Source organism: Devosia sp. FJ2-5-3 (genome assembly GCF_029201545.1).
GTDB lineage: Bacteria > Pseudomonadota > Alphaproteobacteria > Rhizobiales > Devosiaceae > Devosia.
Map to the genome: position 1 here is coordinate 148,795 of NZ_CP104007.1, position 24,017 is coordinate 172,811.

27 protein-coding genes are annotated in these 24,017 nt (G+C 63.0%); 11 read left to right on the plus strand and 16 right to left on the minus strand.

Features of this window, described 5'->3' with window-relative positions:
* Positions 1-46: 46 nt before the first annotated feature.
* Genes N0P34_RS00710 through N0P34_RS00720 form a run of 3 tightly spaced genes read right to left on the minus strand, consistent with a single transcriptional unit; the run spans position 47 to position 2,702 of the window.
* Positions 47-688: a cold shock and DUF1294 domain-containing protein gene (locus N0P34_RS00710; RefSeq protein ID WP_275605111.1), complete on the minus strand. Its 642-nt coding sequence runs from the start codon at positions 686-688 to the stop codon at positions 47-49.
* A 12-nt stretch (positions 689-700) separates the two neighbouring features.
* Positions 701-1,153, minus strand: coding sequence for an NUDIX domain-containing protein (locus N0P34_RS00715; RefSeq protein ID WP_275605112.1), 453 nt, complete (start codon positions 1,151-1,153; stop codon positions 701-703).
* A 25-nt stretch (positions 1,154-1,178) separates the two neighbouring features.
* Positions 1,179-2,702, minus strand: coding sequence for a YifB family Mg chelatase-like AAA ATPase (locus N0P34_RS00720; RefSeq protein ID WP_275605113.1), 1,524 nt, complete (start codon positions 2,700-2,702; stop codon positions 1,179-1,181).
* A 184-nt stretch (positions 2,703-2,886) separates the two neighbouring features.
* Between N0P34_RS00720 and N0P34_RS00725 the strand changes: the two genes are divergently transcribed.
* Positions 2,887-3,729 carry a GH25 family lysozyme gene (locus N0P34_RS00725; RefSeq protein ID WP_275605114.1) on the plus strand — a complete coding sequence of 281 codons (843 nt, stop codon included), beginning with the start codon at positions 2,887-2,889 and terminating at the stop codon, positions 3,727-3,729.
* Between the two features lie 14 nt (positions 3,730-3,743).
* Here the strand turns inward: N0P34_RS00725 and N0P34_RS00730 are convergent, their stop codons facing one another.
* From N0P34_RS00730 to rsmI, 4 genes are all read right to left on the minus strand, one after another.
* Positions 3,744-4,370: a MarC family protein gene (locus N0P34_RS00730; protein WP_275605115.1), complete on the minus strand. Its 627-nt coding sequence runs from the start codon at positions 4,368-4,370 to the stop codon at positions 3,744-3,746.
* 67 nt (positions 4,371-4,437) lie between these two features.
* The gene (gshB, locus tag N0P34_RS00735) at positions 4,438-5,379 is read right to left on the minus strand and encodes a glutathione synthase (protein ID WP_275605116.1); all 942 of its coding nucleotides are present in this window, start codon (positions 5,377-5,379) and stop codon (positions 4,438-4,440) included.
* A gap of 31 nt (positions 5,380-5,410) precedes the next feature.
* Positions 5,411-5,797 (minus strand): YraN family protein, encoded by a 387-nt coding sequence (locus N0P34_RS00740; protein WP_275605117.1) that lies wholly within the window; start codon positions 5,795-5,797, stop codon positions 5,411-5,413.
* Positions 5,766-6,647, minus strand: coding sequence for a 16S rRNA (cytidine(1402)-2'-O)-methyltransferase (rsmI, locus tag N0P34_RS00745; protein ID WP_275605118.1), 882 nt, complete (start codon positions 6,645-6,647; stop codon positions 5,766-5,768). The genes N0P34_RS00740 and rsmI overlap by 32 nt, the downstream gene beginning before the upstream one ends.
* A 53-nt stretch (positions 6,648-6,700) precedes the next feature.
* Between rsmI and N0P34_RS00750 the strand changes: the two genes are divergently transcribed.
* Positions 6,701-7,996 (plus strand): penicillin-binding protein activator, encoded by a 1,296-nt coding sequence (locus N0P34_RS00750; RefSeq protein WP_275605119.1) that lies wholly within the window; start codon positions 6,701-6,703, stop codon positions 7,994-7,996.
* A gap of 279 nt (positions 7,997-8,275) precedes the next feature.
* Here N0P34_RS00750 and grpE read toward each other — a convergent pair whose 3' ends face one another.
* Complete coding sequence (gene grpE, locus N0P34_RS00755) at positions 8,276-8,869, minus strand: nucleotide exchange factor GrpE (RefSeq protein ID WP_275605120.1); 594 nt, start codon at positions 8,867-8,869, stop codon at positions 8,276-8,278.
* 100 nt (positions 8,870-8,969) lie between these two features.
* Positions 8,970-10,049 (minus strand): heat-inducible transcriptional repressor HrcA, encoded by a 1,080-nt coding sequence (gene hrcA / locus N0P34_RS00760; protein WP_275605121.1) that lies wholly within the window; start codon positions 10,047-10,049, stop codon positions 8,970-8,972.
* A 146-nt stretch (positions 10,050-10,195) separates the two neighbouring features.
* Here hrcA and rph point away from each other — a divergent pair, with 146 nt between their 5' ends.
* The 4 genes from rph to hemW are packed head-to-tail and all read left to right on the plus strand — an operon-like array spanning position 10,196 to position 12,888.
* Entirely contained in the window at positions 10,196-10,912 is a 717-nt protein-coding gene (gene rph / locus N0P34_RS00765; RefSeq protein ID WP_275605122.1) for a ribonuclease PH, read from the plus strand.
* Positions 10,909-11,100 (plus strand): hypothetical protein, encoded by a 192-nt coding sequence (locus N0P34_RS00770; RefSeq protein ID WP_275605123.1) that lies wholly within the window; start codon positions 10,909-10,911, stop codon positions 11,098-11,100. Before rph ends, N0P34_RS00770 begins: the two co-directional genes overlap by 4 nt.
* Positions 11,097-11,741, plus strand: a complete 645-nt coding sequence (rdgB, locus tag N0P34_RS00775) for an RdgB/HAM1 family non-canonical purine NTP pyrophosphatase (protein WP_275605124.1) — start codon at positions 11,097-11,099, stop codon at positions 11,739-11,741. Before N0P34_RS00770 ends, rdgB begins: the two co-directional genes overlap by 4 nt.
* Positions 11,731-12,888, plus strand: coding sequence for a radical SAM family heme chaperone HemW (gene hemW, locus N0P34_RS00780; protein WP_275605125.1), 1,158 nt, complete (start codon positions 11,731-11,733; stop codon positions 12,886-12,888). The genes rdgB and hemW overlap by 11 nt, the downstream gene beginning before the upstream one ends.
* 21 nt (positions 12,889-12,909) lie before the next feature.
* Here hemW and N0P34_RS00785 read toward each other — a convergent pair whose 3' ends face one another.
* Both N0P34_RS00785 and pyrF read right to left on the minus strand, forming a co-directional pair.
* Positions 12,910-13,692, minus strand: coding sequence for a TIM barrel protein (locus N0P34_RS00785; RefSeq protein ID WP_275605126.1), 783 nt, complete (start codon positions 13,690-13,692; stop codon positions 12,910-12,912).
* Positions 13,693-13,694: 2 nt separating this feature from the next.
* Positions 13,695-14,396, minus strand: coding sequence for an orotidine-5'-phosphate decarboxylase (pyrF, locus tag N0P34_RS00790; protein ID WP_275605127.1), 702 nt, complete (start codon positions 14,394-14,396; stop codon positions 13,695-13,697).
* Between the two features lie 167 nt (positions 14,397-14,563).
* Between pyrF and N0P34_RS00795 the strand changes: the two genes are divergently transcribed.
* Positions 14,564-14,995 (plus strand): winged helix DNA-binding protein, encoded by a 432-nt coding sequence (locus tag N0P34_RS00795; RefSeq protein ID WP_275605128.1) that lies wholly within the window; start codon positions 14,564-14,566, stop codon positions 14,993-14,995.
* Between the two features lie 239 nt (positions 14,996-15,234).
* On the opposite strand, the gene N0P34_RS00800 is transcribed toward N0P34_RS00795, so the two are convergent.
* Both N0P34_RS00800 and N0P34_RS00805 read right to left on the minus strand, forming a co-directional pair.
* The gene (locus N0P34_RS00800; RefSeq protein ID WP_275605129.1) at positions 15,235-15,843 is read right to left on the minus strand and encodes a histidine phosphatase family protein; all 609 of its coding nucleotides are present in this window, start codon (positions 15,841-15,843) and stop codon (positions 15,235-15,237) included.
* Between the two features lie 4 nt (positions 15,844-15,847).
* Complete coding sequence (locus N0P34_RS00805) at positions 15,848-16,393, minus strand: NADPH-dependent FMN reductase (RefSeq protein WP_275605130.1); 546 nt, start codon at positions 16,391-16,393, stop codon at positions 15,848-15,850.
* A 127-nt stretch (positions 16,394-16,520) separates the two neighbouring features.
* On the opposite strand from N0P34_RS00805, the gene N0P34_RS00810 reads away from it, so the two are divergent.
* Positions 16,521-16,934 carry a VOC family protein gene (locus N0P34_RS00810; protein ID WP_275605131.1) on the plus strand — a complete coding sequence of 138 codons (414 nt, stop codon included), beginning with the start codon at positions 16,521-16,523 and terminating at the stop codon, positions 16,932-16,934.
* 49 nt (positions 16,935-16,983) lie between these two features.
* Positions 16,984-17,196, plus strand: coding sequence for a hypothetical protein (locus tag N0P34_RS00815; RefSeq protein WP_275605132.1), 213 nt, complete (start codon positions 16,984-16,986; stop codon positions 17,194-17,196).
* A 408-nt stretch (positions 17,197-17,604) separates the two neighbouring features.
* Here N0P34_RS00815 and dnaJ read toward each other — a convergent pair whose 3' ends face one another.
* The 3 genes from dnaJ to N0P34_RS00830 all read right to left on the minus strand — a co-directional run bounded on the left by dnaJ (position 17,605) and on the right by N0P34_RS00830 (position 21,464).
* A complete protein-coding gene (dnaJ, locus tag N0P34_RS00820) occupies positions 17,605-18,741 on the minus strand; it encodes a molecular chaperone DnaJ (protein WP_275605133.1) in 1,137 nt (378 codons plus the stop codon).
* Positions 18,742-19,001: 260 nt separating this feature from the next.
* The gene (gene dnaK, locus N0P34_RS00825; protein ID WP_275605134.1) at positions 19,002-20,906 is read right to left on the minus strand and encodes a molecular chaperone DnaK; all 1,905 of its coding nucleotides are present in this window, start codon (positions 20,904-20,906) and stop codon (positions 19,002-19,004) included.
* 219 nt (positions 20,907-21,125) lie between these two features.
* Entirely contained in the window at positions 21,126-21,464 is a 339-nt protein-coding gene (locus N0P34_RS00830; protein ID WP_275605135.1) for a hypothetical protein, read from the minus strand.
* A 123-nt stretch (positions 21,465-21,587) separates the two neighbouring features.
* Here N0P34_RS00830 and pabB point away from each other — a divergent pair, with 123 nt between their 5' ends.
* Both pabB and N0P34_RS00840 read left to right on the plus strand, forming a co-directional pair.
* Positions 21,588-23,357, plus strand: a complete 1,770-nt coding sequence (gene pabB, locus N0P34_RS00835; protein ID WP_275605136.1) for an aminodeoxychorismate synthase component I — start codon at positions 21,588-21,590, stop codon at positions 23,355-23,357.
* Positions 23,358-23,367: 10 nt separating this feature from the next.
* On the plus strand, positions 23,368-24,003 hold the full coding sequence (locus N0P34_RS00840) for a nicotinamidase (RefSeq protein WP_275605137.1): 636 nt from the start codon (positions 23,368-23,370) through the stop codon (positions 24,001-24,003).
* Positions 24,004-24,017 lie beyond the last annotated feature (14 nt).

The following is a 24,017-nucleotide window of genomic DNA, read 5'->3' on the forward strand; positions in this document are numbered from 1 at the left end:
CCGGGCAAACCTCCCTCGGATTCACGTGAAACACCGGAGCCCTGGGCTAGTTCAAGCCCAGGGCGAAACCCATTGGGCGGATGTCGAGCCAGCCGCCCAGAATGGCGAAGAGAAACAGCAGATGCAGGGCTGCGATGAGGCCGGTGATGGCGGCAAAGTCGGATTTTCGCGTCTTGTGGCGGAGGATAATCTGGCCGGCGAGCCCACCGACAATGCCGAAAACAAGGTCGAGCCCATGCAGCATGGCCTCGCTGGTGCGCCACTGGCCGGCCTGGGCGGCGCGCTTGTCGATCAAGTAGGAAAAGAAGGTGAGGAGGCCCCCGAGCAGGTAAAGTGCGGGCAGCCAAAGGGGAAATGCGCCCAGAACCCAACCGCACACTAGGAGGCCAACGAAGGCGGCGGCGACCGGCAGGCGCCATTCAAACCGCGATTGCGGGCGCGACGTCGGCGCCTTGCCCACCGGACGGATGAGGGGCTTGGTCGCCCCGGCGATGCGCACCGAAGCGGCCTGTTTGCGGCCATCCTCACCGATCTTGGGCACGAAGCTGACGCGATCGCCTAAATTGGGCCGCCGTTGCCGAAGGCCGACTTCACTGATGTGAACGAAATAGCGCGCGCCGTCATCGGCCTCGATAAAACCGAAACCGCGCGCGTCATTCCATTCCACGAGTGCTCCGCCAAGAGCCATGGACAAACTCCGCTAGAAAATGGACGTCCGGAGCGGCAGCTTGATGGGCGCGGGGAAGCCGGTGAGGCGATCTTGCCAGAAGCCGTCGCGGAGGATTTCGGGGAACACATGGCCGGTGGGAAGGGTTTGGCGCGTAAACCAGCCGGCCTCGCTGATCGATTCGCCGCGGGCAGGATTGGCCGTGACGTCGATTTCGCCCGAGAGATAATCGGCGAGGAACCAGAATTTGACGATGCGGCCCCAGCTATCCACCAGCTCGTCGATATAGGCCATGGATTTTGCTGCGACCCGCAGGCCGGTTTCCTCGAAAGCCTCGCGTTCGGCTGCGGCGGCCAATTCCTCATTTCCCTCGACACCACCGCCGGGGCCGGCCCAGAAATCGTGCTTCCCCGGTCGATAGTGGCGCACGAGTAGGATTTCATCGCCGCGCATGGCAAGTACGCCGGCCGAAATTCGATGTTTCATAAGTTTTCCTTGAGGCGTCCGAGGTTTAATTGCCGAAATTGAGCCGGTATCCCAGCGCTTCGGCAATATGGGGCCGCCCAACCTTATCGACGCCAGCAAGATCGGCCAAGGTGCGCGCCACCTTTAGGACGCGGTGATAGGCCCGGGCCGACAGATTGAACCGATCGGCCGCCTGCAGCAGGAGGGCCTGGCTCTCGGCATCCGGATTGACGATTTTTTCGATGAGTGTCGAGCCCGCCGCCGCATTGGTCGTAATCTCGGGATGGCCGGCCTCGGCGTAGCGGTGGCGCTGGCGCTCACGGGCCATGGCCACGCGCTTGGCCACGATCTGGGAGGGCTCCGCATTGTCCGCAGGCCCGATCATGTCGGCGGCGGACACCGCCGGAACATCGATGCGGATATCGATGCGATCGAGGAATGGCCCGGAAACACGCGACTGGTAATCATCGGCACAGGCGGCCCCACGCTTGCAGGTGTGGCCCGGCGACCCGGCCAGCCCGCATTTGCAGGGGTTCATGGCCGCGATAAGCTGGAAACGGCTCGGATAGGTGATGCGGGCATTGGCCCGGGCAATGAAGGTTTCGCCGCTTTCGAGCGGCTGGCGCAGGCTGTCGAGCACGCTGGGCTGGAACTCGGGCAATTCATCGAGGAACAGGACCCCGTTATGAGCAAGGCTGACCTCGCCGGGTTTTACGCGCAGGCCACCGCCCACGAGCGCCGCCATCGAGGCGGAGTGGTGCGGCGCGCGGAAGGGGCGGCGATCGGAGAGGACACCGTCGACCAGTTCGCCCGCCACCGACTGGATCATCGAAACATCGAGCAGTTCGCGCGGCAAAAGCGGTGGCAGTATAGATGGAAGCCGTTGCGCCAGCATGGATTTTCCCGCACCGGGCGGGCCGATCATGAGTAGATTATGGCCGCCGGCGGCAGCGACCTCGAGGGCGCGCCGGGCCAGGAGCTGGCCACGGATATCAGCGAGATCGGGCAGGGCGGCAAGATCGAGGTTTTGGCGCCGGGGTTTTGGCCGAGCCTGCAATTGATGGCCGGTGAGGTGATTGACGAGTGCGAGGAGGCTGTCGGCCGCAACGATATCGATGGCCTCGCCGGCCCAGGCGGCCTCGGGGCCCGAATCTTTGGGGCAGATGATGCCCATGTCCCGGCCCTGGGCGGAAATGGCGGCATTGAGGATGCCGCCGACATGGGCAAGGCGCCCGTCGAGACCGAGTTCGCCCAGGACGACGAAATTGTCGAGCCCATCCTGGGGAATCGCGCCCATGGCAGCCATCAGCCCCAGGGCAATGGGCAGATCGTAATGGCTACCCTCCTTGGGAAGATCGGCGGGGGCGAGATTGATGGTGATGCGCTTGGGCGGCAGGCCCAGACCGGAGGCGACGAGGGCGGCGCGCACCCGCTCGCTCGATTCCTTGACCGCCTTGTCCGGCAGGCCGACCACGAGAAATTTGGGCAGGCCGGGGGCGATCTGGACCTGCACGTCGACGGGCACAGCCTCAATGCCCTGAAACGCCACAGTGGCAACACGCGTGACCATACTGCAACTCCCCCACTCAAGAGGAACGCTAACAGAAGGTTAAAAACTCCACAAGAACGGAGAGCGAACACAAAATGGTCTGTTAACCATGCGTACTGCCATATTGGTTACCCTAAAGCTCCATTAACTTTACCCAGCGCAATTGAAGGCGAATTTTATTGTTGCGTGCCGAGTATTTGCGTTCATGGGCCTTCCTCTACGCTTTCCCCGCTCCGTTTCCGCCGTTTTGCGTGGCGCTGCACTCGGCTTGGCCGTTGTGGCCCTGGCTGCCTGCGCTACGGGGGGAGGCCTATATGGCGCCATTCCCGGCGACAACCGCCCCCACAAGGCCGTGGACAGGGCCCGCACCATGCCGGTTCAAGGCATCGACGTGGCGCGCTATCAGGAAAATGTCGACTTTCCCCGGGCCCGCAGCGCCGGCATCCAGTTCGTGTTCATGAAGGCGACCGAGGGCAAGGATTATATCGACCCCAATTTCCGGGTGAACTGGCAGCGCGCCCGCGACGCCGGCATGCCGCGCGGGGCCTATCACTTCATGACCTGGTGCTCGCTGGCGTCGGAACAGGCGGCTTGGTTTACCCAGAACGTGCCGGCAGACCCCAGCGCACTGCCGCCTGTGCTCGACCTCGAGTGGAACAATCACTCCAGCTGCAAGGTTAAGCCGAGCCGCGCCGATGCGCTCGAAAAGATTCGCTACATGCTGGAGGCGATGGAGCGCCATACCGGCAAGCTGCCGATCATCTACACCGACATGAATTTCCACCGCGATATCATGGACGGCGAATATTTCCCCAATGCGTTCTGGCTGCGCTCGACCGCTGCCGAGCCGCATGAACGCTACGGCAATCGCCCCTGGACCTTCTGGCAGTATACCCAGACCGGCGTGGTTGCCGGCGTCAAGGGCGAGGTCGATCGCAACGTGTTCTACGGCAACCAGAATGACTGGCTGATGTTCCTCTCGACCGGCTGCGATCCCCGCGCCATTGCGGCGCTGGCCCCGACGGGGCGCTGCCAGTTCGCCAAATAGAGGGTCTGGGGGCCTCAGCCGCTCAACAGGCCGCTGGCCTTGATGCCATCGAAGATGAACTGGACGGCGAGGGCCGCAAGGAGAATGCCGATCACGCGGGACACCACCGAAAGGCCGGTGAGGCCCAAGAGGCGCTGGATCGGAATGGCGATGAGCAGGGTCAGCCAGGCGAGGAACAGGATGACCACGATGGCGGCGAGAACCAGCCAGAATTCAAGGTCTGACTGAGCGCCCGTCGTAAGCAGGATGACGGCGCTGATGGCGCCGGGACCAGCCATGAGCGGCATGGCCAGGGGAAACACGGAAATATCGTGGCTCTGCCGGGCCTCGATCTCTTCCTCGCTGGTGGTTCCCGTGCCGCCCGAATGGCGGGCAAAGACCATGTCGATGGCGATCAGGAGCAGCAAAATCCCACCGGCCGTGCGCAGGGCGGGGATGGTAATGCCGAAGCCATCGAGAATGAGTGTGCCGAGGACGGCGAAGAACAACAGGATTCCCAGCGCGACAAGAACGCCGCGCGTGGCGAAAACACGCCTCTGCGCGGGCGTATTGTCCTTGGTCAGGGCTGCGAAAATGAAGGCGATATCGGCAACGCCGACTGTCGCGAACAGCGTGGCAAAAGCCACAAGAAAAGAATTCATCACAACACCCGGCGCTCAATTGCCCTAGAGCACTAGGGCATTTGCGCGCCGAGGCCAAGGCCGGGCGTCAGGCGCGGCGCTTCTCGATGGCTTCCCAGATCAGGACGGCAATATCGGGACCGCCAAACCGCTTGATCTCGCGAATGCCGGTGGGGGAGGTGACGTTGATCTCGGTGAGATAGTCGCCGATGACGTCGATGCCGACAAAGATCATGTCCCGCTCCTTGAGGGCCGGGGCGATGGTGGCGCAGATCTCGCGCTCGCGCGCGGTCAGCTCGGAGAGCTCGGGACGGCCGCCAACATGCATGTTGGAGCGGGCTTCGCCTTCGGCGGGGATGCGGTTGAGGCCGGCCACCGGCTCGCCATCGATGATGATGATGCGCTTGTCGCCCTTGCGCACGTCCGGCAGATATTTCTGGACCATGAAGGGTTCGCGGAAGCTTTGCTCGAAGAGCTCGATCAGCGAATTGAGATTGTGATCGCCTTCCTGGATGAAGAAGACGCCGGCCCCGCCATTGCCGTAGAGCGGCTTGACGATGATGTTGCCATGCTCCTTGCGGAAGGCGTGGATTTCAGAACGGTCGCGCGTCACCAGCGTCGGCGGCATCAGCTCGGGAAACTCGGTGACGAGGATTTTTTCGGGCGCATTGCGGACTGCGGCGGGCGGGTTCACCACCAAGGTCTTCGGATGCAGCCGCTCGAGAATGTGGCTGATGGTGATGTAGTTCATGTCGAAGGGCGGATCCTGGCGCATCAGCACCACGTCCTGGGTGGACAGATCTACCCGGCTGGCTTCGCCGAGGGCAAAATGCTGGCCTTTTTCGGCGTCGGTGACGGTGATGGGCTGGCAGAGGGCCGTCACCACATTGTCGCGCAGGGACAGCGTATCGGCCGTGTAGTGGAGCAGCTGATGGCCGCGGGCCTGGGCTTCGAGCATCATGGCGAAGGTGGAATCGCCGCGCGGATTGATGGTTGAGACATGGTCCATCTGGACGGCGACTTTAAGCATAGGTGTCCCTTTTCACGATGGGCGGCCAGGATCAGGCGCCCGCGTCGAATGCATTGATGAGATGGCGCGGCCAGCGGCCCGGTGCAAGGAAAATAACGTCGAACCGGCAGGACTTTTCCGCCTCGCGCGGATGGCGGGAAAGCCAGTGCTCGGCCGCCCGGACGATGCGGGCCGCGTTGACGGCCTCGAGCGCCTCACCTGCGCCGGCCGCGCTGAGGCGGGACTTTACCTCGACAAAGATGATGGTGTTGCCGCGCTCGGCGATGAGGTCGATTTCGCCACCGGGGGTTTTGTAGCGCCGCTCGCGAATACGGTAGAGCTTTGCCTGCAGGAGCAAGGCGGCCAGCGCCTCGCTGCGCTGGCCATAGAGATTGGCTTTTTGCCTTTTATTCCCGGGCCTTGAGAGCGAGGGCGGCATCGTAGACCTCCTTGCGTTTCAAACCGTAGCGCTGGGCGATTTCGTCCACCGCGCTGCGCATGGGCTGGTCGGCCATGGCTGCTTCGAGAGCGGCCATCCAATCCTCGGCGGCGGGGGCGGTGGGTTCATCGGCACCGGCAAGGATGATGACGGCCTCGCCCTTGGTGTCTTCCGCGGCGAACTTTGCCGCGAGTTCGGAGAGCGTGCCTCGGAAGGTGCGCTCGAACCGCTTGGTCAGTTCCAGCGAGACACTGGCCTGACGCTCGCCAAAGGCTTCAGCCATGGCGGCAAGGCTATCGGCGAGGCGGCGGGGAGACTCGTAAAACACCAGTGTTTCACGTGAATCCGCCAGTTTCGCCAAGGCGTTAGCACGGGCGCCAGCCTTGTTGGGGAGGAAGCCGTGGAAAGCGAACGCATCGGTGGGCAGACCCGCAACCACCAGCGCCGAGAGCAGCGCCGAGGCACCGGGGATGGGAAAGACCGGCAGGCCGGCTTCGGCGAGGGCGCGAATCAGCGGGAAGCCCGGATCGGAGAGGAGGGGGGTTCCGGCGTCGGAAATGAGCGCGATGGCCTCGCCGGCGGCAATGCGGGAGACGATCTCCTCGGCCCGGAAGCGCTCGTTATGTTCATGTAAAGCCTGGCGTTTTCCCTTGATGCCGTAGTGGTCAAGCAGGCGCGCCGAGGTGCGAGTATCTTCGCAGAGCACGAGGCTCGCCCTGGCCAGGGTTTCCAGGGCGCGAATGGTGATGTCGCGCAGATTGCCGATCGGGGTGGAGACCACATAGAGCCCGGCTGCCAGAGGCGGGGCGGGGAAGTCGGTGCCGGCGATGTAATAACGAGGGTCGGTCACTGTGCTCCGGGGGTTCGGCAAGGCTCAGCATTGATTAACCTGAATGGAGGACAATGTTAACGGACTGTGATCATTTCGAACCCGAGAAGGCGAATTTGCACCACTTCCGTCACACCAGACGCGGCGCCCTTGCCCTCATCGCTTCGGGCCTGCTCACCGCCTGTGCGCCCGGTACGCTGCAATGGGGATCGCGCACGCTTGGTTGGCCGGAGGGCGGATCTGGTGCGGGGCAGGGCAATGTGGCCGGCCAGACCCTGCAGCCTGCACCTGCACAGGGCATAATGGGGTCGGGGCGTACGGAAGTGTTCGGGCGCGGACCGGTGCCAGTGGCGATGCTGATGCCGCTCTCGGGTGATGCGGCGCTGGCGCAGGTGGGCGTATCGCTCGCCAATGCGGCCAAGCTCGCAATCGGCTTTATCGAAGCCAATCCCAATATCGGAGAGAATATCACCATCACGCTGCACGACAGCGGCAGCGGCGCGGCGGGCGCGACCAGTGCAGCCAGTGCCGCGGTGCAGGCCGGGGCGAAACTGATCCTGGGACCCGTCAGCGCCGACCAGGTGAGTGCGGCCGGCGCGGTGGCGCGGGCGGCGGGGATAAAACTCATCGGCTTTGCCAATAATCCATCCGTGGCCGGGCAGGGGGTGTTTCTGCTCTCGGTGCTGCCGGACATGGAGATGAAGCGGGCCATAGGCTATTTGAAGGCCGATGGGCGGCGCGGACTCGCCGGGATTTTTCCGGCAACGCCCTATGGCGAGGCGCTGGCCACCGCTTTCCGGCAGCAGGCGATCGCGGCCGGGTTTTCGCCAAGTGCGGTCTACATGTTCTCCGATGCCAGCGAGGCCGCGCAGATTGCGGCCCAGGCCAAGCCGCTGATCGACAGGAACGCCATCGACGCGATCTTCCTGCCCGAACGCACCAGCGCGCCGGCCTTCGCTGCTGCCTTGGCCCAGGCGGGTGCCGTCGCTGGCGAGTTCCTGCAGATCGTGGGGTCGGCCGATTGGGCGGGAGATGCCGCTATCCTTTCAGCGCCCGGTTTGCAGGGGGCGATTTATCCGGCGGTGGACGAGGCCGGCTACACCGCCATTGCTGGGGACTATGCCGCGCGATTTGGTGGCCGCCCGCATCAGCTGGCGACGCTGGCTTATACCGCCGTCATTCTCGCCAATGTGAACCGGCTGTCCCTGGCGACACCGCCCTATGATACGACGCTGCTGACCGCGCCCGGTGGCTACAATGGAAGGGACGGGCAATTCCGGTTCCTCGCCAATGGAAGGGCGGAATATGCGCTGGCGCTCCGAAAGGTGCAGGCGGGTGGGGTGGTGGCCGTGGATGGGGCGAAGATTTAGGTTTTTGGGATTTTTTGGGAGGTGAGGCCGAGACCTCATTGTGGTGCTTCCCTCGGGCTCGACCCGAGGGTCCGTTCGGCGGCCCATTGTTGGGATCTCGCGTGGGATAGTGGCCCTCGGGTCAGGCCCGAGGGAAGCGGGCCGGTGGATTTTTGGCAGAGCCCCCCACCTGGCCTCCCCCTGAGGAGGGGAAGGGACGATGGGGCCGAGACATAAGTGACCTAACAAAAAAAAATCCCCGCCGGAGCGGGGATTTTTGTTTTGGACTGGGCGTCTAAATCAGGCGCTCTTGTCGATGGTTTCGCCATTGGCTGTCGGGGGCGTGGCAGGGCCGCCCTTGGCGACGCCGACCATGGCGGGGCGGAGGACGCGTTCGCCGATGGCAAAGCCTTCCTGGACCACCTGGACCACCGTGCCCTCGGGCACTTCGGTGTTCGGCACTTCGAACATGGCCTGGTGCCTGTGCGGATCGAATTTCTGGCCGGCGGCCTCGATCTGCTTGACGCCATGCTTGGCGAGGAGGCGCTGGGTTTCGCGCTCGGCCAGCTCGATGCCTTCGATGAGGCTCTTGAGCGTGCCGGAGGCCGCTGCGCGTTCGTCCGCCGGGATGACCAGCAGGGCACGGCCCAGGGCGTCGGTGGCGGAGAGCATGTCGCGGGCAAAACCGGCGATGGCATAGGTGCGGGTATCGGCAACGTCGCGCTCGGTGCGCTTGCGCAGATTTTCCATTTCGGCAACCGACCGCAGCAGGCGGTCGCGCAGCTCGGCATTTTCGGCCTGCAGGGCTTCGATGGGATCGACCTCCGAAACGGTTTCGGGGGCGAGATTTTCAATGTCCGGCGTTTCGCCTGGCGTGGCGTTTTCGTCGCTCATCTCATCTCCATGGGCGCTGTAAGAGTTTTCTGCCCCGCATATCGGCCAAGGCGGCAGGTTTTTCAATAGCGTGGCTGGCTTTCCGACCCCTGCGGGCCGATTAGCCGCGCTTTGTCGCCATCAACCTTGTGACAACATTGGCGGTGTAGTCGACCACTGGCACGATACGGGCATAATTGAGCCTTGTCGGACCGATGACGCCCAGCACGCCCACCACCTTGTCATTGGCATCCTTATAGGGCGAGAGAATCACCGAGGAGCCGGAGAGGGAAAACAGCTTGTTCTCCGAGCCGATGAAAATGCGCACCCCCTGCGCCTTTTCGGCGTCGCCCAGGAGTTCGAGCAGCCCATCCTTGCTTTCGAGTTCGTCGAAAAGCTGGCGCATGCGCGAGAGGTCCTCGCTGGCCATGCTGTCATTGATGAGATTGCCACGGCCACGCACGATGACGGTAGGCGCGCTGACCCCGCTCTGCTTGCCCAGGGTGGCAATGCCCGCATCGACGAGCTTCTGGGTCAATTCATCGAGCTCGGCGCGCTGTTCCTGCCGGCGCTCTGTCAAGATTTTCTGGGCTTCGGCAAGGGTGCGGCCGACGACATAATTGGCGAGGTAATTGCTGGCCTGGGTGAGGGCCGCGGCGGTAAAGCCGGGCGGCAGTTCCATGATGCGGTTTTCGACCTGGCCATCATCGCCGACGAGCACAGCCATGGCGCGGCTCTGGTCGAGACGGACGAATTCGATATGGCGCAGCACCATGTCGGCCTTGGTGGCGATGACGACGCCGGCGCCGTGGCTGAGCCCGGACAACAGGGACGAGGCTTCGGTGAGCAGGTCTTCCACCTGGCCGCGCCCCGAACTGCCCTCGATATGCCGGGCGATCTGATTGCGCTCGGCCTCGTCGACAGCGCCGACTTCGAGCATGGCATCGACGAAAAAGCGCAGGCCCAGCTGCGTCGGGGCGCGGCCGGCCGATGTGTGGGGCGCCGCGATCAGCCCGAGATCTTCGAGATCGGCCATGACATTGCGCACCGAGGCCGGCGACAGCTCGACCTGCAACAGGCGGCTGAGATCGCGCGAACCGACGGGCAGGCCGGTGTCGAGATAGCGTTCGACCAGCCTCCGGAAAATATCCTGACTGCGGGCATTGAGCGCGCTGAGGAAATCTTCTGACGGCTGAACCATGGTTTTTTACTCAAATTTTCGGCTTTAACCTTGCGCTCTTATTTAAGCGGAACGGGCCTTGTCGCCAAGCGCCCGACGCTTGTCGCGCGTCGCGATGAAGGTTAAGAGGCGGTTAAGGACTATTTGCCAGAGATTTTGAGGTGCCCATGCGGCCATCCGGACGTGCCCCCGACCAAATGCGGGCCGTAACCATAGAGCGCAATGTGGCCATGAAGGCTGAAGGGTCATGCCTGATTGCCTTCGGTAACACAAAGGTGTTGTGCACCGCTTCGGTCGAAACCAGCCTTCCGGGCTGGCTGCGCGGCAAGGGCCAGGGCTGGGTCACCGCCGAATATGGCATGCTGCCCCGCGCCACCGGCAGCCGCACGCGTCGCGAGGCGACCGCCGGCAAGCAGACCGGGCGTACCCAGGAAATCCAGCGCCTGATCGGCCGTTCGCTTCGCGCCGTGGTCGATCTCACCCTTTTGGGCGAGGCGCAGATCACGCTCGACTGCGACGTGCTGGAGGCCGATGGCGGCACCCGCACCGCCTCGATCACCGGCGCCTATATCGCCCTGGTCGACGCCATTCGCTGGATGGAAGAACGCAAGCTGACCAAGGGCCAGGCGCTCAAGGATAGCGTGGCTGCGGTTTCCTGCGGTATTTATCGCGGCGCGCCGGTGCTGGACCTCGATTATCTCGAGGATGTCGAAGCCGAGACTGACGCCAATTTCGTCATGACCGGCTCGGGCAAATTCGTCGAGATTCAGGGCACCGCCGAGGGCGCGCCGTTTGATCGGGCCGAGCTCGAGGCGCTGATGGACCTTGCCGGCAAGGGCATTGGCGAATTGAGCCTGCTGCAACAGGCGGCACTCAATCCATGAATTTGCCACGGGATATATTGGCCGCCCTGTCCAATCGTGCCGCCGGCGCAGGCCGCAGCGCCGCTGGGCGCCCGCAGGCTCAGGCGGCCGTGGCTCCCGAGGTCGCGCCCGATTGCGCCATCTGGAATGACATTGTGCGCGCGCTCGACCTTGGGTGTGGCGCCGAAAAGAACGGAAGCGCCAAATGAGCACTCTCCCCCGCCTGCGCCGCGGCGACCGCCTGGTCATCGCCACCCATAATGCGGGCAAGCTCAAGGAGTTTCGTGAGCTGTTCGAGCCGTTTGGGCTTGAGCTGGTATCGGCCGGCGAGCTTGGCCTGCCCGAGCCGGAAGAAACCGGCACGACTTTTGCCGAAAATGCCCGCACCAAGGCGCATGCGGCGGCCAAGGGCGCCAATATGCTGGCGCTCTCGGATGATTCGGGGATTTGCGTCGATGCGCTGGATGGCCAGCCGGGCGTCTACACGGCCGACTGGGCCGGCGTGCCGCGCGATTTCGGCAAGGCCATGCAGCGGGTGGAAGACGAATTGCAGGCCAAGGGGGCAACCAGCCCCGACCAGCGCCGCGCCGCCTTCAACGCCACGCTGTGCCTCGCCCATCCCGACGGGCGCGACGTGATCTATGTCGGCACTTGCCCGGGCACGCTGATCTGGCCGCCCCGCGGCACCCAGGGCCATGGGTATGACCCGATGTTCATGCCCGACGGGCACAACATCACCTTCGGCGAGATGGCTGCCGAGGCAAAGCATTCCTGGTCGCCGGGAGAGCAGGGTCTTTCCCACCGCGCCCGCGCCTTTGCCCAATTCGTGGAGAACCAGATTGAGCGCTAACCCGAACGACCTGTTCGGCGTCTATGTGCATTGGCCGTTCTGCGCGTCCAAATGCCCGTATTGCGACTTCAATTCCCATGTGCATCGGGGCCCTTTCGACGAGGACGCCTATGTCGAGGGGTACAAGCGCGAGATCGCCCATATGGCGGCGCTGTCGCCCGGGCGGCTGGTGCAGTCCATCTTTTTCGGCGGCGGCACGCCATCGCTGATGACCCCCAAGGCCGTGGGCACGATCATCGACACCATCGCCGGACACTGGCAGATCGACGGCAATGCCGAGATCACGCTCGAAGCCAATCCGACCTCGGTGGAGGTGGATCGCTTTCGTGGTTTCCGCAGTGCCGGGGTGAACCGGGTGTCGCTGGGTGTGCAGTCCCTGCGCGAGGGGCCCTTGGCCGAGCTCGGACGACGCCATAGTGTCGACGAGGCCATCTCGGCGGTGCGCATCGCCCAATCCATCTTCGACCGGTCGAGCTTCGATCTCATCTATGCCCGCCCCAAGCAGACGCTCGAGGATTGGGAAGACGAACTCAAGGAAGCCATCTGGCTGGCGCGGGGGCACCTCAGCCTCTACCAGCTGACCATCGAGCATGGCACGCGTTATTACGACCTCTTCAATGCCGGCAAATTGAAAATGCCGAACGAAGATCTGGCGGCCGATTTCTACGAGATGACGCAGGAGCTGACGGCAGCCGCCGGCATGCCCGCCTATGAAATCTCCAACCACGCCGTGCCCGGCCAGGAAAGCCGGCACAACATGCTCTATTGGCGCTATGGCGAATATGCCGGGATCGGACCGGGCGCGCATGGGCGGCTGATGGTCAACCACCAGCGGCACGCCACGGCGACCGAGAAAATGCCGTTCGAATGGCTGAAGCTGGTCAATGAGTTCGGCCATGGCATGACCACGGACGACGTGCTGACCTGGGAAGAGCAGGGCGACGAATTCCTCGTCATGGGGCTGCGCCTCAAGGAGGGCATTTCGCCATCGCGGTTCATGTCGATCTCGGGCCGGTCGATCGCGGAAAAGCAGATCGAGGCCTTAAAAGGCTATGGATTTGTCGAGACCCTGCCCAATGGCAATATCCGCGTCACGGAAAAAGGCTTTCCGGTGCTCGACGCCGTGGTGGCGGATCTGGCGGCGTAAAACGCCGACACAGGCAGGATGCTATGGCGCCATAAGAGGCGCAAGGGCGGCGCGGGTTTCGACCAGCGCCGTTTTCGTATCCGCTGTCGGGCGGAATTCGAGGCCGATATAGCCGATGTAACCCCCGGCGATCAGCGCGGTGAGCGGGGTGAGCAAATCGAGCTGGCCCGAGCCCGGCTGATGGCGGCCGGGGTGATCGGCGATGTGTAGATGAACGATGTGGCGACCGCGATTGCCGATCACGGTCACAGGGTCCTCGCCCATGACCATGGAATGGTAGAGATCATAGGTGATGCCGATTTCGGGGCGGTCGACCGCGTCCATGATGTCGAGGGCTTCGCTGGTCGAGGTGAGGAAATAGAGCGGGTGATCGACCCGGTCATTGAGCGGCTCGAGGCCCAGTCTTACCCCTGACCCCGCCAGCACATCGGCTGAGCGCTGCAGGACCAGGGTGAGGGCATCGCGCTGGCGCTGGCGATCGACGAGAAGGCGGTTATTGCCGGACTGGCAGATGAGCACCGGCGCGCCCAGCCGCAGCGCCACGTCGCGGCTCTCTTCGAGGCCACGAAGGAAATCGTCGTGGGTCTTGGGATTTGTAAGTTTCGCAAAAGGCTCGGCGACGATGCCGGCGAGTTTTACGCCGGTTTGGTCCAGTGCACGCTCGATGGCATCGAGATCCTTGTTCGACCAGAGCCAGAATTCGACGGCCTCAAAGCCTTCGGCCTGGGCTAGATGGATGCGCTGGGCGGGATCAGAACTCTCCGCCTTAAAGAGCATTTCGATGCAGGCGGAGAGTTTTGTCATTTTCAGGCGAACCGTGTGCCGGAGCCGGCCATTTCGGCGAGGATGGCGCGTGCAGCTGCGGCCGGATCGGGCGCCTCGACGATGGGGCGGGCGATGACGAGATGGGAGGCCCCGACCGCCAGCGCTTCGGCGGGGGTCATGATGCGCTTCTGGTCGCCGGCGGCGCTGCCTGCAGGCCGAATGCCGGGGGTAACGATGGCCAGTTTCGGGCCGACGATGGTGCGGACCATCTCGGCCTCGTGCGGGGAGGCGACAACGCCGCCAATGCCGGCCTCGCGCGCCTGTTGGGCGCGGAGCGCAACCAGGCCGGCGGCGTCGCGCTCGTAACCGGCTTCCTTGACGTCGGCATCGTCCATCGAGGTGAGGACGGTAACGCCCAGAACGCAGAGGTTCGATCCGGCGGCGGCCTTGGCGGCAGCGCGCATGGTTTTTGGATAGGCATGGACGGTGAGCATCGCCGCGCCGGTTTCGGCAAAGGCGGCGACGCCCTTTTCGACCGTATTGTCGATGTCGAGCAGCTTGAGGTCAAAAAAGACCTTCTTGCCGGCGGCGATGAGATCCTTGCCCAGGGCAAAGCCATCGGCGCCGTAAAAGCACTGGTAGCCGATCTTGTAGAAATCCACCGTGTCGCCCAGGGCGGTCACGATTTCCTCGGCGCGTGCGCGTGACGACACGTCGAGCCCCACTATCAGCTGGCCGGCCATGGCAGTTTCCTTTTCTGTCGCGATTGCGCTGAGGTCGCATATCAGCGGAGTGGGGGCAAGGCAAAATTGCGAGTACTGGCCGCTGCTATGGCGCCATAGCAGCTTGCCTCCCGGATGCTATGGCAGCATAAGAGCCCCGATTCCCTTCCTGATTTGCCCGGATTTTCATGCAGCAACAGGCTCTTTCGACCCTTGTCGCCTGGATGCGGCTCGACCAGTCCATCTCCGCCTTCCACACCATGCTGAAGACCCGCCACGGCATTACCGGGCTGCAGCTGGCCGTGCTCCACACGCTGGCAGAACGCCCGCACATGGCGCTGGCGGCGCTGCGGAAGGGACTCAACATGCATGCGGCGACCCTTGGCCAGTCGATCGACGACTTGCGGCGCCTGGAGCTCTGTATCGTGCGCACCGATCCGCGCGACCGGCGCGCCAGACTGGTGGCGATCACCGAAAAGGGGTTGGAGCTGGTCAAGGCGGTGCCGCTGGCCGGACCGAACCGGCTGAGGCAGATCGAAACCGACCCGGCCCGGCTCGACAGGCTCACCGAGGCGCTCAATGATGCGCTCGATGTTTTCGGATTGGTGGAGAAGGGGTAGGGGGCGCCATCTCCCTGGCGAAGGCCAGCATCGCACAGGCCTTCCCTCGGGCTTGACCCGAGGGGCACGAACCCGGAAGGCCGGCTGCCCATGGGCTCGCGGAATGGCCCTCGGGTCAAGCCCGAGGGAAGCTGGTGGGAAATTTGTTCTTTGGCGGAAAGACAAGGCCCCACCCCCAATCCCTCCCCACAAGGGGGAGGGAGGCGAAGGAGCAGGTGCATCCGCGCCAGGTTTTCGGTCTAGCCTTTCCACCAATCGGGCAAAATATCCTCCATGGGGACCCAGTCGGTGAGGAGGGCGCGGGTTTTCATGTCGAAGACAAAACCATTGCCGCCGCCTTGGACACCGCGCCGGCTCTGGTCTTCGGAGCGCGAAATCGCGCGCCCTTCGAGATGACATTTGAGCAGCGTGCCGACGGCGCCGTGGCCGCAGAAGATGGCCGGGGTATCGGGGGGCACCGATTGCAGCGCCAGATCGACCGTGGCGACGATACGGGCCTGGGCGTCGATGGCACGCTCCCAGCCATCGGTGCTGGCTTCGGGATGAGCGAAGAAGGCGTCGGCGGTTTGCTCGAAGAGGGATGGCGGCAAAAAGCCGGTGGCGCTGCGGTCGTTTTCGCCCATGAGGTGGTCGGAGAGCGCCGGGGTGCCGGTAATTTCCGACAGCATGTCGGCCATCTGCATGGCCTTGGTTTCGCGGCTCGAGAAAATGAAGGCGCCCGCCGGGATGGTCCGACGAGCGAGGAAAGTGGCGACGCGCTGGCGTCCCTCATCCGACAGGGACCAGAGGGGCACCGGAATGAGAGGGTCCATTTGAACCTGGGGATGGGTCAGATAGAGCGCCAGCATATTTTCATCCCCGGCTGAAATGGGTGAGTTCGTGCACGATCTGGTCGACCTTGCGGATGATGGCCGGCTCGACCGGCTTGCCGGCAGCGTCAAAGGCCTCGTCGGCCGGGCCGATGCCCAAAAGGGTCGGGACCACCAGCGTGCCGAGCTTGGTCAGCGATTCCCGCAAATGGCTGAGCCCCCAGATGGTGCCGTATTTGCCCGAGCTGACCCCGCCAATGCCGAACACGGCATGACGGAATGGGCTGGGCTTCTGGCGGCTGAGCCAGGTGACGGTGTTGACCATGAGCGGGCTGACGCCGCCATTATATTCGGGCGTGGCGATGAAGACGATGTCGTGGCTGCCAAAGAGTTCGGCGAGGCGCCGGGCGGCCTCTGGCGTGTGCTCGGCCTCGAGGTCCTCATTGAAGATCGGCATATCGAAGTCGCCGAGATCGAGCGCGGTCACCTCCACGCCCGCTTCGGCCAGTTTTTCCCCCACATGGTGCTGGAGCAGGCGATTATAGGACCCCTGGCGAATGGACCCGGAAAGGGTGAGCGCGCGCGTCATGCAATATCCTTAAGCAATGGCTGTCGAAATTGGCTTGGCCGAAGCGTCGATGCAAGAGCGTTGACCGGAATCGGGCGAGGCTCATAGATTTAACAGCTGTCTGAACCGATTGGCGGAGGAGCCAGAAATGCCAGCCCCGATGATTTTCGTGAACCTGCCGGTGAGGGATCTTGCCGCCTCCATGGCCTATTACAAGGCGCTGGGGTTCGAGCATAATCCGCAATTCACCGACGAGACCGCCGCCTGCATCGTCATCTCTGACGCGATCTTCGTGATGGCGCTGACCCACGCCAAATTCGCCGAATTTTCCTCCCGCCCGATCCCTGATCCCAAGACAGAGACCCAGGCGCTCTATGCGCTTTCGCGCGATAGCCGGGCCGAAGTGGACGCCATTGCCGAAACTGCGCTCAGGGCAGGGGGGAGCGAATATCGTCCGGCCCAGGACATGGGCTTCATGTATTCGCGCGCCATTGCCGATATCGACGGGCATGTGTGGGAACATGTCTGGATGGATATGAGCGGGGAGGCGCCCGCGGCGTGACAGGAGGCCAAAAGGCGGTCATGCTTGGCCCCAGCAAGGAGGACCGCCGATGGCAAGCGAACTGATCATCGCCAATCTCGGACACGATCTGCAGGCGAAAAAGAGTTTTGTGACGTTTCTTTGGTCAGATGATCCGACCAAGCGGCTGGGGCTGGAAGTGCCGTTCGGTATAAAGATCGAAGACGTCGAGACCGAGGCGCGAAAGGCGATCGGCGGGTTTGTCGGCGAGATGACGGAGAGCGTGATCAAGCCGCTGGGGTGAGGGAGCGGGGCCTGGACTGGTCGTCTCTATTGAGCACCGAGCTTCCCTCGGGCTTGACCCGGGGGCCACAACGAGAGCTCCAATTTCACCAGTGCGCGCGCGGATGGAGGCCCTCGGGTCAAGCCCGAGGGAAGCCCGCTTGGGTGGAAGTCCACACACGGGCGCACATCACCGGGTCATTCCGGCGAAGGTGGGAAGCTCGGTTTCACGTGAATCAGGCGAGGATCGCCAGTGGCGTATTGGTCAGCCTCGGGCTTCGTGCCATTCAGCCATAGGCCGCATGGTCCCAAGACCTAAAATAGCCCCACTGAGGCGATTTTTACGGTCTACCCGCCATTCGAGCGCAGCTCTCGTGGTCTTGAGCCCTAAAATCGCTCCACCGGAGCGATTTGGCGCAAAGCGCCGGGCTCAAGCCTCAAACATTTTCTTGAGTTTGTCGAAGAAGCCACCGGAGGCGGGGCTCGTCTCTTCGGTTTCGAGACGGGCAAATTCCTCGAGCAGATCGCGCTGCTTGCGGCTGAGGTTTTGCGGGGTCTCGATGTCGAGCTGGACGTAGAGATCGCCGACATCCTTGGAACGAAGCACTGGCATGCCCTTGCCCTTGAGGCGCACGCGCTGGCCCGGCTGGGTGCCGGCCGGCACCTTTACCTTGGCGCGGGCATTATCGAGGGTTGGGACTTCGAACTCGCCACCAAGCGCCGCCGTGGTCATGGCAATGGGCACGCGCGCATAAAGATCGGCGCCATCGCGCTGGAAGAGGCTATGCGGCTTGATGGAAATGAAGATGTAGAGATCGCCCGGCGGGCCACCGCGGACCCCGGCCTCGCCCTCATTGGCGAGACGAATGCGGGTGCCGTCCTCAATGCCCTTGGGGATATCGACCGAGAGTTTGCGATTCTGCTGGCGGCGGCCCTGGCCACCGCAATCGGTGCAGGGCTGGTCCATCATCACGCCACGGCCCTGGCAGACCGGGCAGGTGCGCTCGATGGTGAAAAAGCCCTGGGCGGCGCGGACCTTGCCATGGCCATTGCACTGGCGGCAATTATGGGTGCCGGTGCCGGGCTTTGCGCCCGTGCCTTCGCAGGTGTCGCAGCCGACAAGTGAGGGCACGTCGATTTCGACGGTGCGGCCCTCAAAGCTCTCTTCGAGCGAAATCTCGAGATTGTAGCGCAAATCCGAGCCGCGCAGCTTGGACGCGCCGCCGCCACCGCGCCGGCCATTGCTGCCGCCCATGAAGTCGCCGAAAATGTCCTCGAAAATATCGGACATGGAGGAGGAAAACTCCGGCCCGAAGCCGTGCCCGCCGCGGGCGCCGCCATTTTCGAACGCAGCATGGCCGAAGCGGTCATAGGCAGCTCGCTTTTGCGGGTCTTTCAGCGTGTCATAGGCTTCGCTGATTTCCTTGAACTTGCCTTCCGCTTCAGAATTCCCCGGATTGCGATCGGGGTGAAACTGCATTGCGAGCTTGCGATAGGCGCTCTTCAGCGCCGCCTCGTCGGCGCCCTTCTGGCAGCCGAGAACCTCGTAAAAGTCGCGTTTGGACAAGTATCGTCTCCAACAGTCAGGTCGCGTCGATCCGCGCGCCCTGCTCAGGGCTTGCATTTTGTTCCGCCCTACATGGCAATCATGCCAGCCCGCTGCAAGGGGCCAAGGCGGCAGCTTTGATGGTGCTGCTTTAGCAAGCGCTCCGCAATGGGGCAACGGCGCTGACCCACTGGCAATGATTCACGTGGAACGTTTGCAGGTGTCGAGGAACAAGAAAGGGCCCGGTTTCCACCGGGCCCAACTCAAAAGGCGGACAGGAATTACTTCTTGTCTTCGTCCTTGACCTCTTCGAAGTCGGCGTCGACGACGTCGTCGTCTTCGTCATCGGCGGTGCCGTTGGCCTTGGCCTCGGCTTCGGCCTGGCTTGCCTTGTACATGGCTTCGCCGAGCTTCATCGAGGCTTCGGCAAGCGCCGAGGTCTTTTCCTTGATCAGTTCGGCATCGTCGCCATCGATCACGGCCTTGAGGTCGGTGATCGCGGTTTCGATCGCGGTCTTGTCCTCGGCCGAAACCTTGTCGCCATAGTCCTTGAGGGACTTTTCGGTCGAGTGGATCAGCGACTCGCCCTGGTTCTTGGCTTCGACGGCTTCGCGCTTCTTCTTGTCCGATTCGGCGTTGGCCTCGGCTTCCTTGACCATCTTCTCGATGTCGGCGTCGGAGAGACCACCGGAGGCCTGGATGCGGATCTGCTGCTCCTTGCCGGTGCCCTTGTCCTTGGCCGAGACGTTGACGATGCCGTTGGCGTCGATATCGAAGGTCACTTCGATCTGCGGCACGCCACGCGGTGCGGGCGGAATACCGGCGAGGTCGAAATTGCCGAGCAGCTTGTTGTCCGCAGCCATTTCGCGTTCACCCTGGAACACGCGGATGGTCACGGCCGACTGATTGTCCTCGGCGGTCGAGAAGGTCTGGCTCTTCTTGGTCGGGATCGTGGTGTTGCGATCGATCAGACGGGTGAAGACGCCGCCCAGCGTTTCGATGCCAAGCGAGAGCGGGGTCACGTCGAGCAGCAGCACGTCCTTGACGTCGCCCTGGAGCACGCCGCCCTGGATGGCAGCGCCGAGAGCCACGACTTCGTCAGGGTTGACGCCCTTGTGGGGTTCCTTGCCGAAGAGCTGCTTGACCGCTTCCTGGACCTTGGGCATGCGGCTCATGCCACCCACCAGCACGACTTCGTCGATCTGGCTGGCCGAGACGCCGGCATCCTTCATGGCCTGCTTGCACGGCTCGATGGTGCGGGCGATGAGATCATCGACCAGCGCTTCTAGCTTGGAGCGGGTCAGCTTGAGCGTCAGGTGCTTTGGACCGGAGGCATCAGCGGTGATGAAGGGCAGGTTGATTTCGGTCTGGGTCGCGCTCGAGAGCTCGATCTTGGCCTTTTCGGCAGCTTCCTTGAGGCGCTGCAGGGCGAGCTTGTCGGAGCGCAGGTCGATGCCCTGCTCCTTCTTGAACTCGTCGGCGAGGTAGTCGACGAGGCGCATGTCGAAGTCTTCGCCACCGAGGAAGGTGTCGCCATTGGTGGACTTCACTTCGAACACGCCATCGCCGATTTCGAGGATGGACACGTCGAAGGTACCGCCGCCAAGGTCATAAACCGCGATGGTGCCGGTGTTCTTCTTGTCGAGGCCATAGGCGAGCGCGGCAGCGGTCGGCTCGTTGATGATGCGCAGCACCTCAAGACCGGCAATCTTGCCCGCATCCTTGGTCGCCTGGCGCTGGCTGTCATTGAAATAGGCCGGAACGGTGATGACGGCCTGCGTGACGGTCTCGCCGAGATAGGCTTCGGCGGTTTCCTTCATCTTCTGCAGGATCATGGCCGAGACCTGGCTCGGCGAATATTTGTCGCCCGATGCTTCGACCCAGGCATCGCCATTGTCGGCGGCCACGATCTTGAACGGAACGAGATTCTTGTCCTTGGCCACGACCTTGTCGTCATAGCGACGACCGATCAGGCGCTTGACTGCAAACAGCGTGCCTTCGGGATTGGTAACGGCCTGGCGCTTGGCCGGCTGGCCAATCAGGCGCTCGCCATCCTTGGAAAAGGCAACCATGGACGGTGTCGTCCGGGCGCCTTCAGCATTTTCGATGACCTTGGGGTTGGCGCCGTCCATGACGGCAACGCAGCTATTGGTCGTGCCCAGGTCGATACCGATAACTTTTGCCATTGTATAAGCCTCTCTTTCAGCGAACCCTGTGCGAAGCCCTCTCAATCGAAAGCAGCTTCGTGTCCTAAAGGGGGTCGGGTCCCTCGTAGGTTTGAAAATCGCCCGTCGCCGGGCCTGCGGCGTATATAGGGGGGTGCGCTTGGGGCTTCAAGCGCGTGTCGCAGCAGATTTCCCCTTCATTGGGGTGGCGCTGCCCGACAAAGGCAGCGCCGGGCCAAATCAGTCGGTCAGCGTGTAGCTGTTGAGTGCGCAGATATCGACTTCGAAGACGTCCAGTTCGGCGCCTTCGGCGGTTTCGAAACGCAGATCATAAAGGCACTGGTCCGAACCATCACCGATAAAGACGGTGGCTTCATAACCGGCTTCCAGGATGCCGCTGTCGCCCAGGAGATCGTCGCCCCATTCCTCGGTATTGCTCGGCGCGACATAGAGATAGGTCAGCGTATGCGAGCTGTTGTTGATCAGCGAGAACTCAACATCCTGGGCTTGTGCCTGTGCCACGGAAAAGCTGGCGCCGAGCGCCAGGGCGGCAAATGCGCCCCAAAATTTGATTGTCATGGAAGTAACCCTCATATCTGGCGCACCTGCGCCAGAGCGACGCTTTCTGGCATGCCGCAAAATTCTAGCCAAGAGGGCGCGTGAACGGCTTCCCGTCACGGTAAATCCGGCTAAATAGACCCCATGTTGACCCCCGCGAGCGTGCTGCTCCACGACAATCTGACCCCACACGCGAAAAGCCTGCTGTTTGCAGAGCCGCGCGAGCTTGTTGTCGCCCATGATGCGGCAAGTGCGCGCACTGCGCTCAGGCGCATCGCCGCTGCCGGCCGCGAAGGCCTCTGGGCGGCCGGCTATCTCGCCTATGAGCTGGGTTTCCTGTTCGAAGAGCGCCTTGAGGCCTTCTTGCCCGGAGAGACCAGAACGCCGCTCCTTTGGTTCGGCCTTTACGATGCGCCATTAGCGCTGTCGGCCCAGGAGGTGAATGCGCTGCTCTCAGGCGGCGGCGACGGCGCGGCGCGAAATATTGCGCCGATGCTCGATTTTCCGGCCTATGCGCGGGCTTTCGCGGCGGCAAAGACACTGATCGCGGCGGGGGATATCTATCAGGTCAATCTGACGCTCAAGGCGGGTTTTGCGCTCGAGGGCGAGGCGCTTGGGCTCTACCGGACCCTGGCCCAGAGCCAGAAGGTCGCCTATGGCGCCTTTATCGACGCCGGAGACCACAAGATACTTTCCCGCTCGCCGGAACTCTTCGTGTCCGGCACGGGGGAAGTGCTCAAGGCGCGGCCGATGAAGGGGACGCTGAAACGCGGGCGGACGCTTGCCGAAGATCGTGCCGGGCGCGCTGCGCTGGCCGGCGACGAAAAGAACCGCGCCGAAAATCTGATGATCGTTGATCTCCTGCGCAATGACCTCTCGCGGATCGCGGCAATGGGGTCGGTGAAGGTGACCGACCTTTTTACCGTCGAGACCTATCGGAGCCTCCACACCATGGTTTCGGGCATCGAGGCGCGGAAGAGAGCAGATGTGGGCCTGGTCGAGGTGCTGGAAAATCTTTTCCCCTGCGGTTCCATCACTGGCGCACCGAAAATCCGGGCCATGGAGATCATCCGGGATCTCGAGGCCGGACCGCGCGGCCTTTATACCGGGTCCATTGGCTATATTGCCCCCAATGGGGATTTTGCCTTCAATGTCGCCATTCGCACCGCAATCATCGACGCAGCGGGCAAGGGTGAGATCGGCATTGGCGGCGGCATCGTTGCCGACAGCATTGCCGAGGCCGAATATGAGGAAGCGCTGCTCAAATTGAAGTTCCTGTCCCAGCCTGCCGAAGCTGTCACCTTAATCGAAACGCTGAAATGGACGCCGGAGGAGGGGTTTTGGCTAGTTGAGCGGCATCTCGACCGCCTGGGCGATTCCGCCGCCTATTTCGACCTTGCGTTTGATCGCGACGCCATCGCAGCAAAACTGGAAACGGCGGCCGCGGACTGGAGCCAGGCCATGCGCGTGCGCCTCACGCTGGTCGAGGCGGGGTCCGAACTCACCGCCGTGCCGCTGCCGGAAAACCCGGAAGTTTTCCGGTTCGCCATCGCGCCGCAAAAACTCGATTCGCGTTCGCTCTGGCTGGCGCACAAGACGACGAACCGCGATTTTTATGATCTTCCGCGCCAGGAAGCACAGCAGCGCCTGGCGGTGGACGAGGTGGTTTTCCTCAATGAACGGGATGAGCTGGCCGAAGGCTCGATCACCAATCTCTTTATCGAGAAGAACGGCCGGCTCTATACCCCGGCGCTTTCGTCAGGCCTCTTGCCGGGGACGCTGCGGGCCGAACTCATCGCCACTGGCCGCGCCGAAGAGGCGGTTCTCAGGCTTGCCGATCTCGAGACGGCGGATGCACTCTATCTCGGCAATTCCGTGCGCGGTCTCATCCGCGCCAATTGGATCAAAGCATAAGGACGCCGCCATGACCCTCGCCATTGCTCCCAATGATTTCCTCATTGTCGTCGATGTGCAGTATGATTTCCTGCCGGGAGGCAATCTCGCTGTGGCGCATGGCGACGAGATCGTCCCGCTGGTGAACGCGCTGGCGAAGAAGTTCACCAATGTGGTGCTGACCCAGGACTGGCATCCGAAGGACCACATTTCCTTTGCCAGCCAGCACACCGGCAAGGCGCCCTTCGAAACCATCGAACTCGATTATGGCACGCAGGTGCTGTGGCCCGACCACTGCGTCTGGAACACACGCGGAGCCGAAATCAGCGGAGACCTCGACATCGCCCACGCCCAACTCATCATCCGCAAGGGGTTTCGGCGCGGCATCGACAGCTATTCGGGCTTCCAGGAGGCGGACCGCGAGACGGTGACCGGGCTTGCCGGCTATCTCGGCGAACGGGAAGCCGGCCGGCTCTATATCGTCGGGCTCGCCACCGATTTCTGCGTCGCCTGGACGGCACTCGACGGGGCGGCGGCAGGCTATGACGTCACCATCATCGAAGACGCCACCCGTGCCATCGACAATGGGGGATCGCTGGACAAAGCCTGGGCGGATCTGGCCGAAGCAGGCGTACAGCGGATCATGAGCCGGGATATTCTGGGGTAATTTCTGGGGAAGTG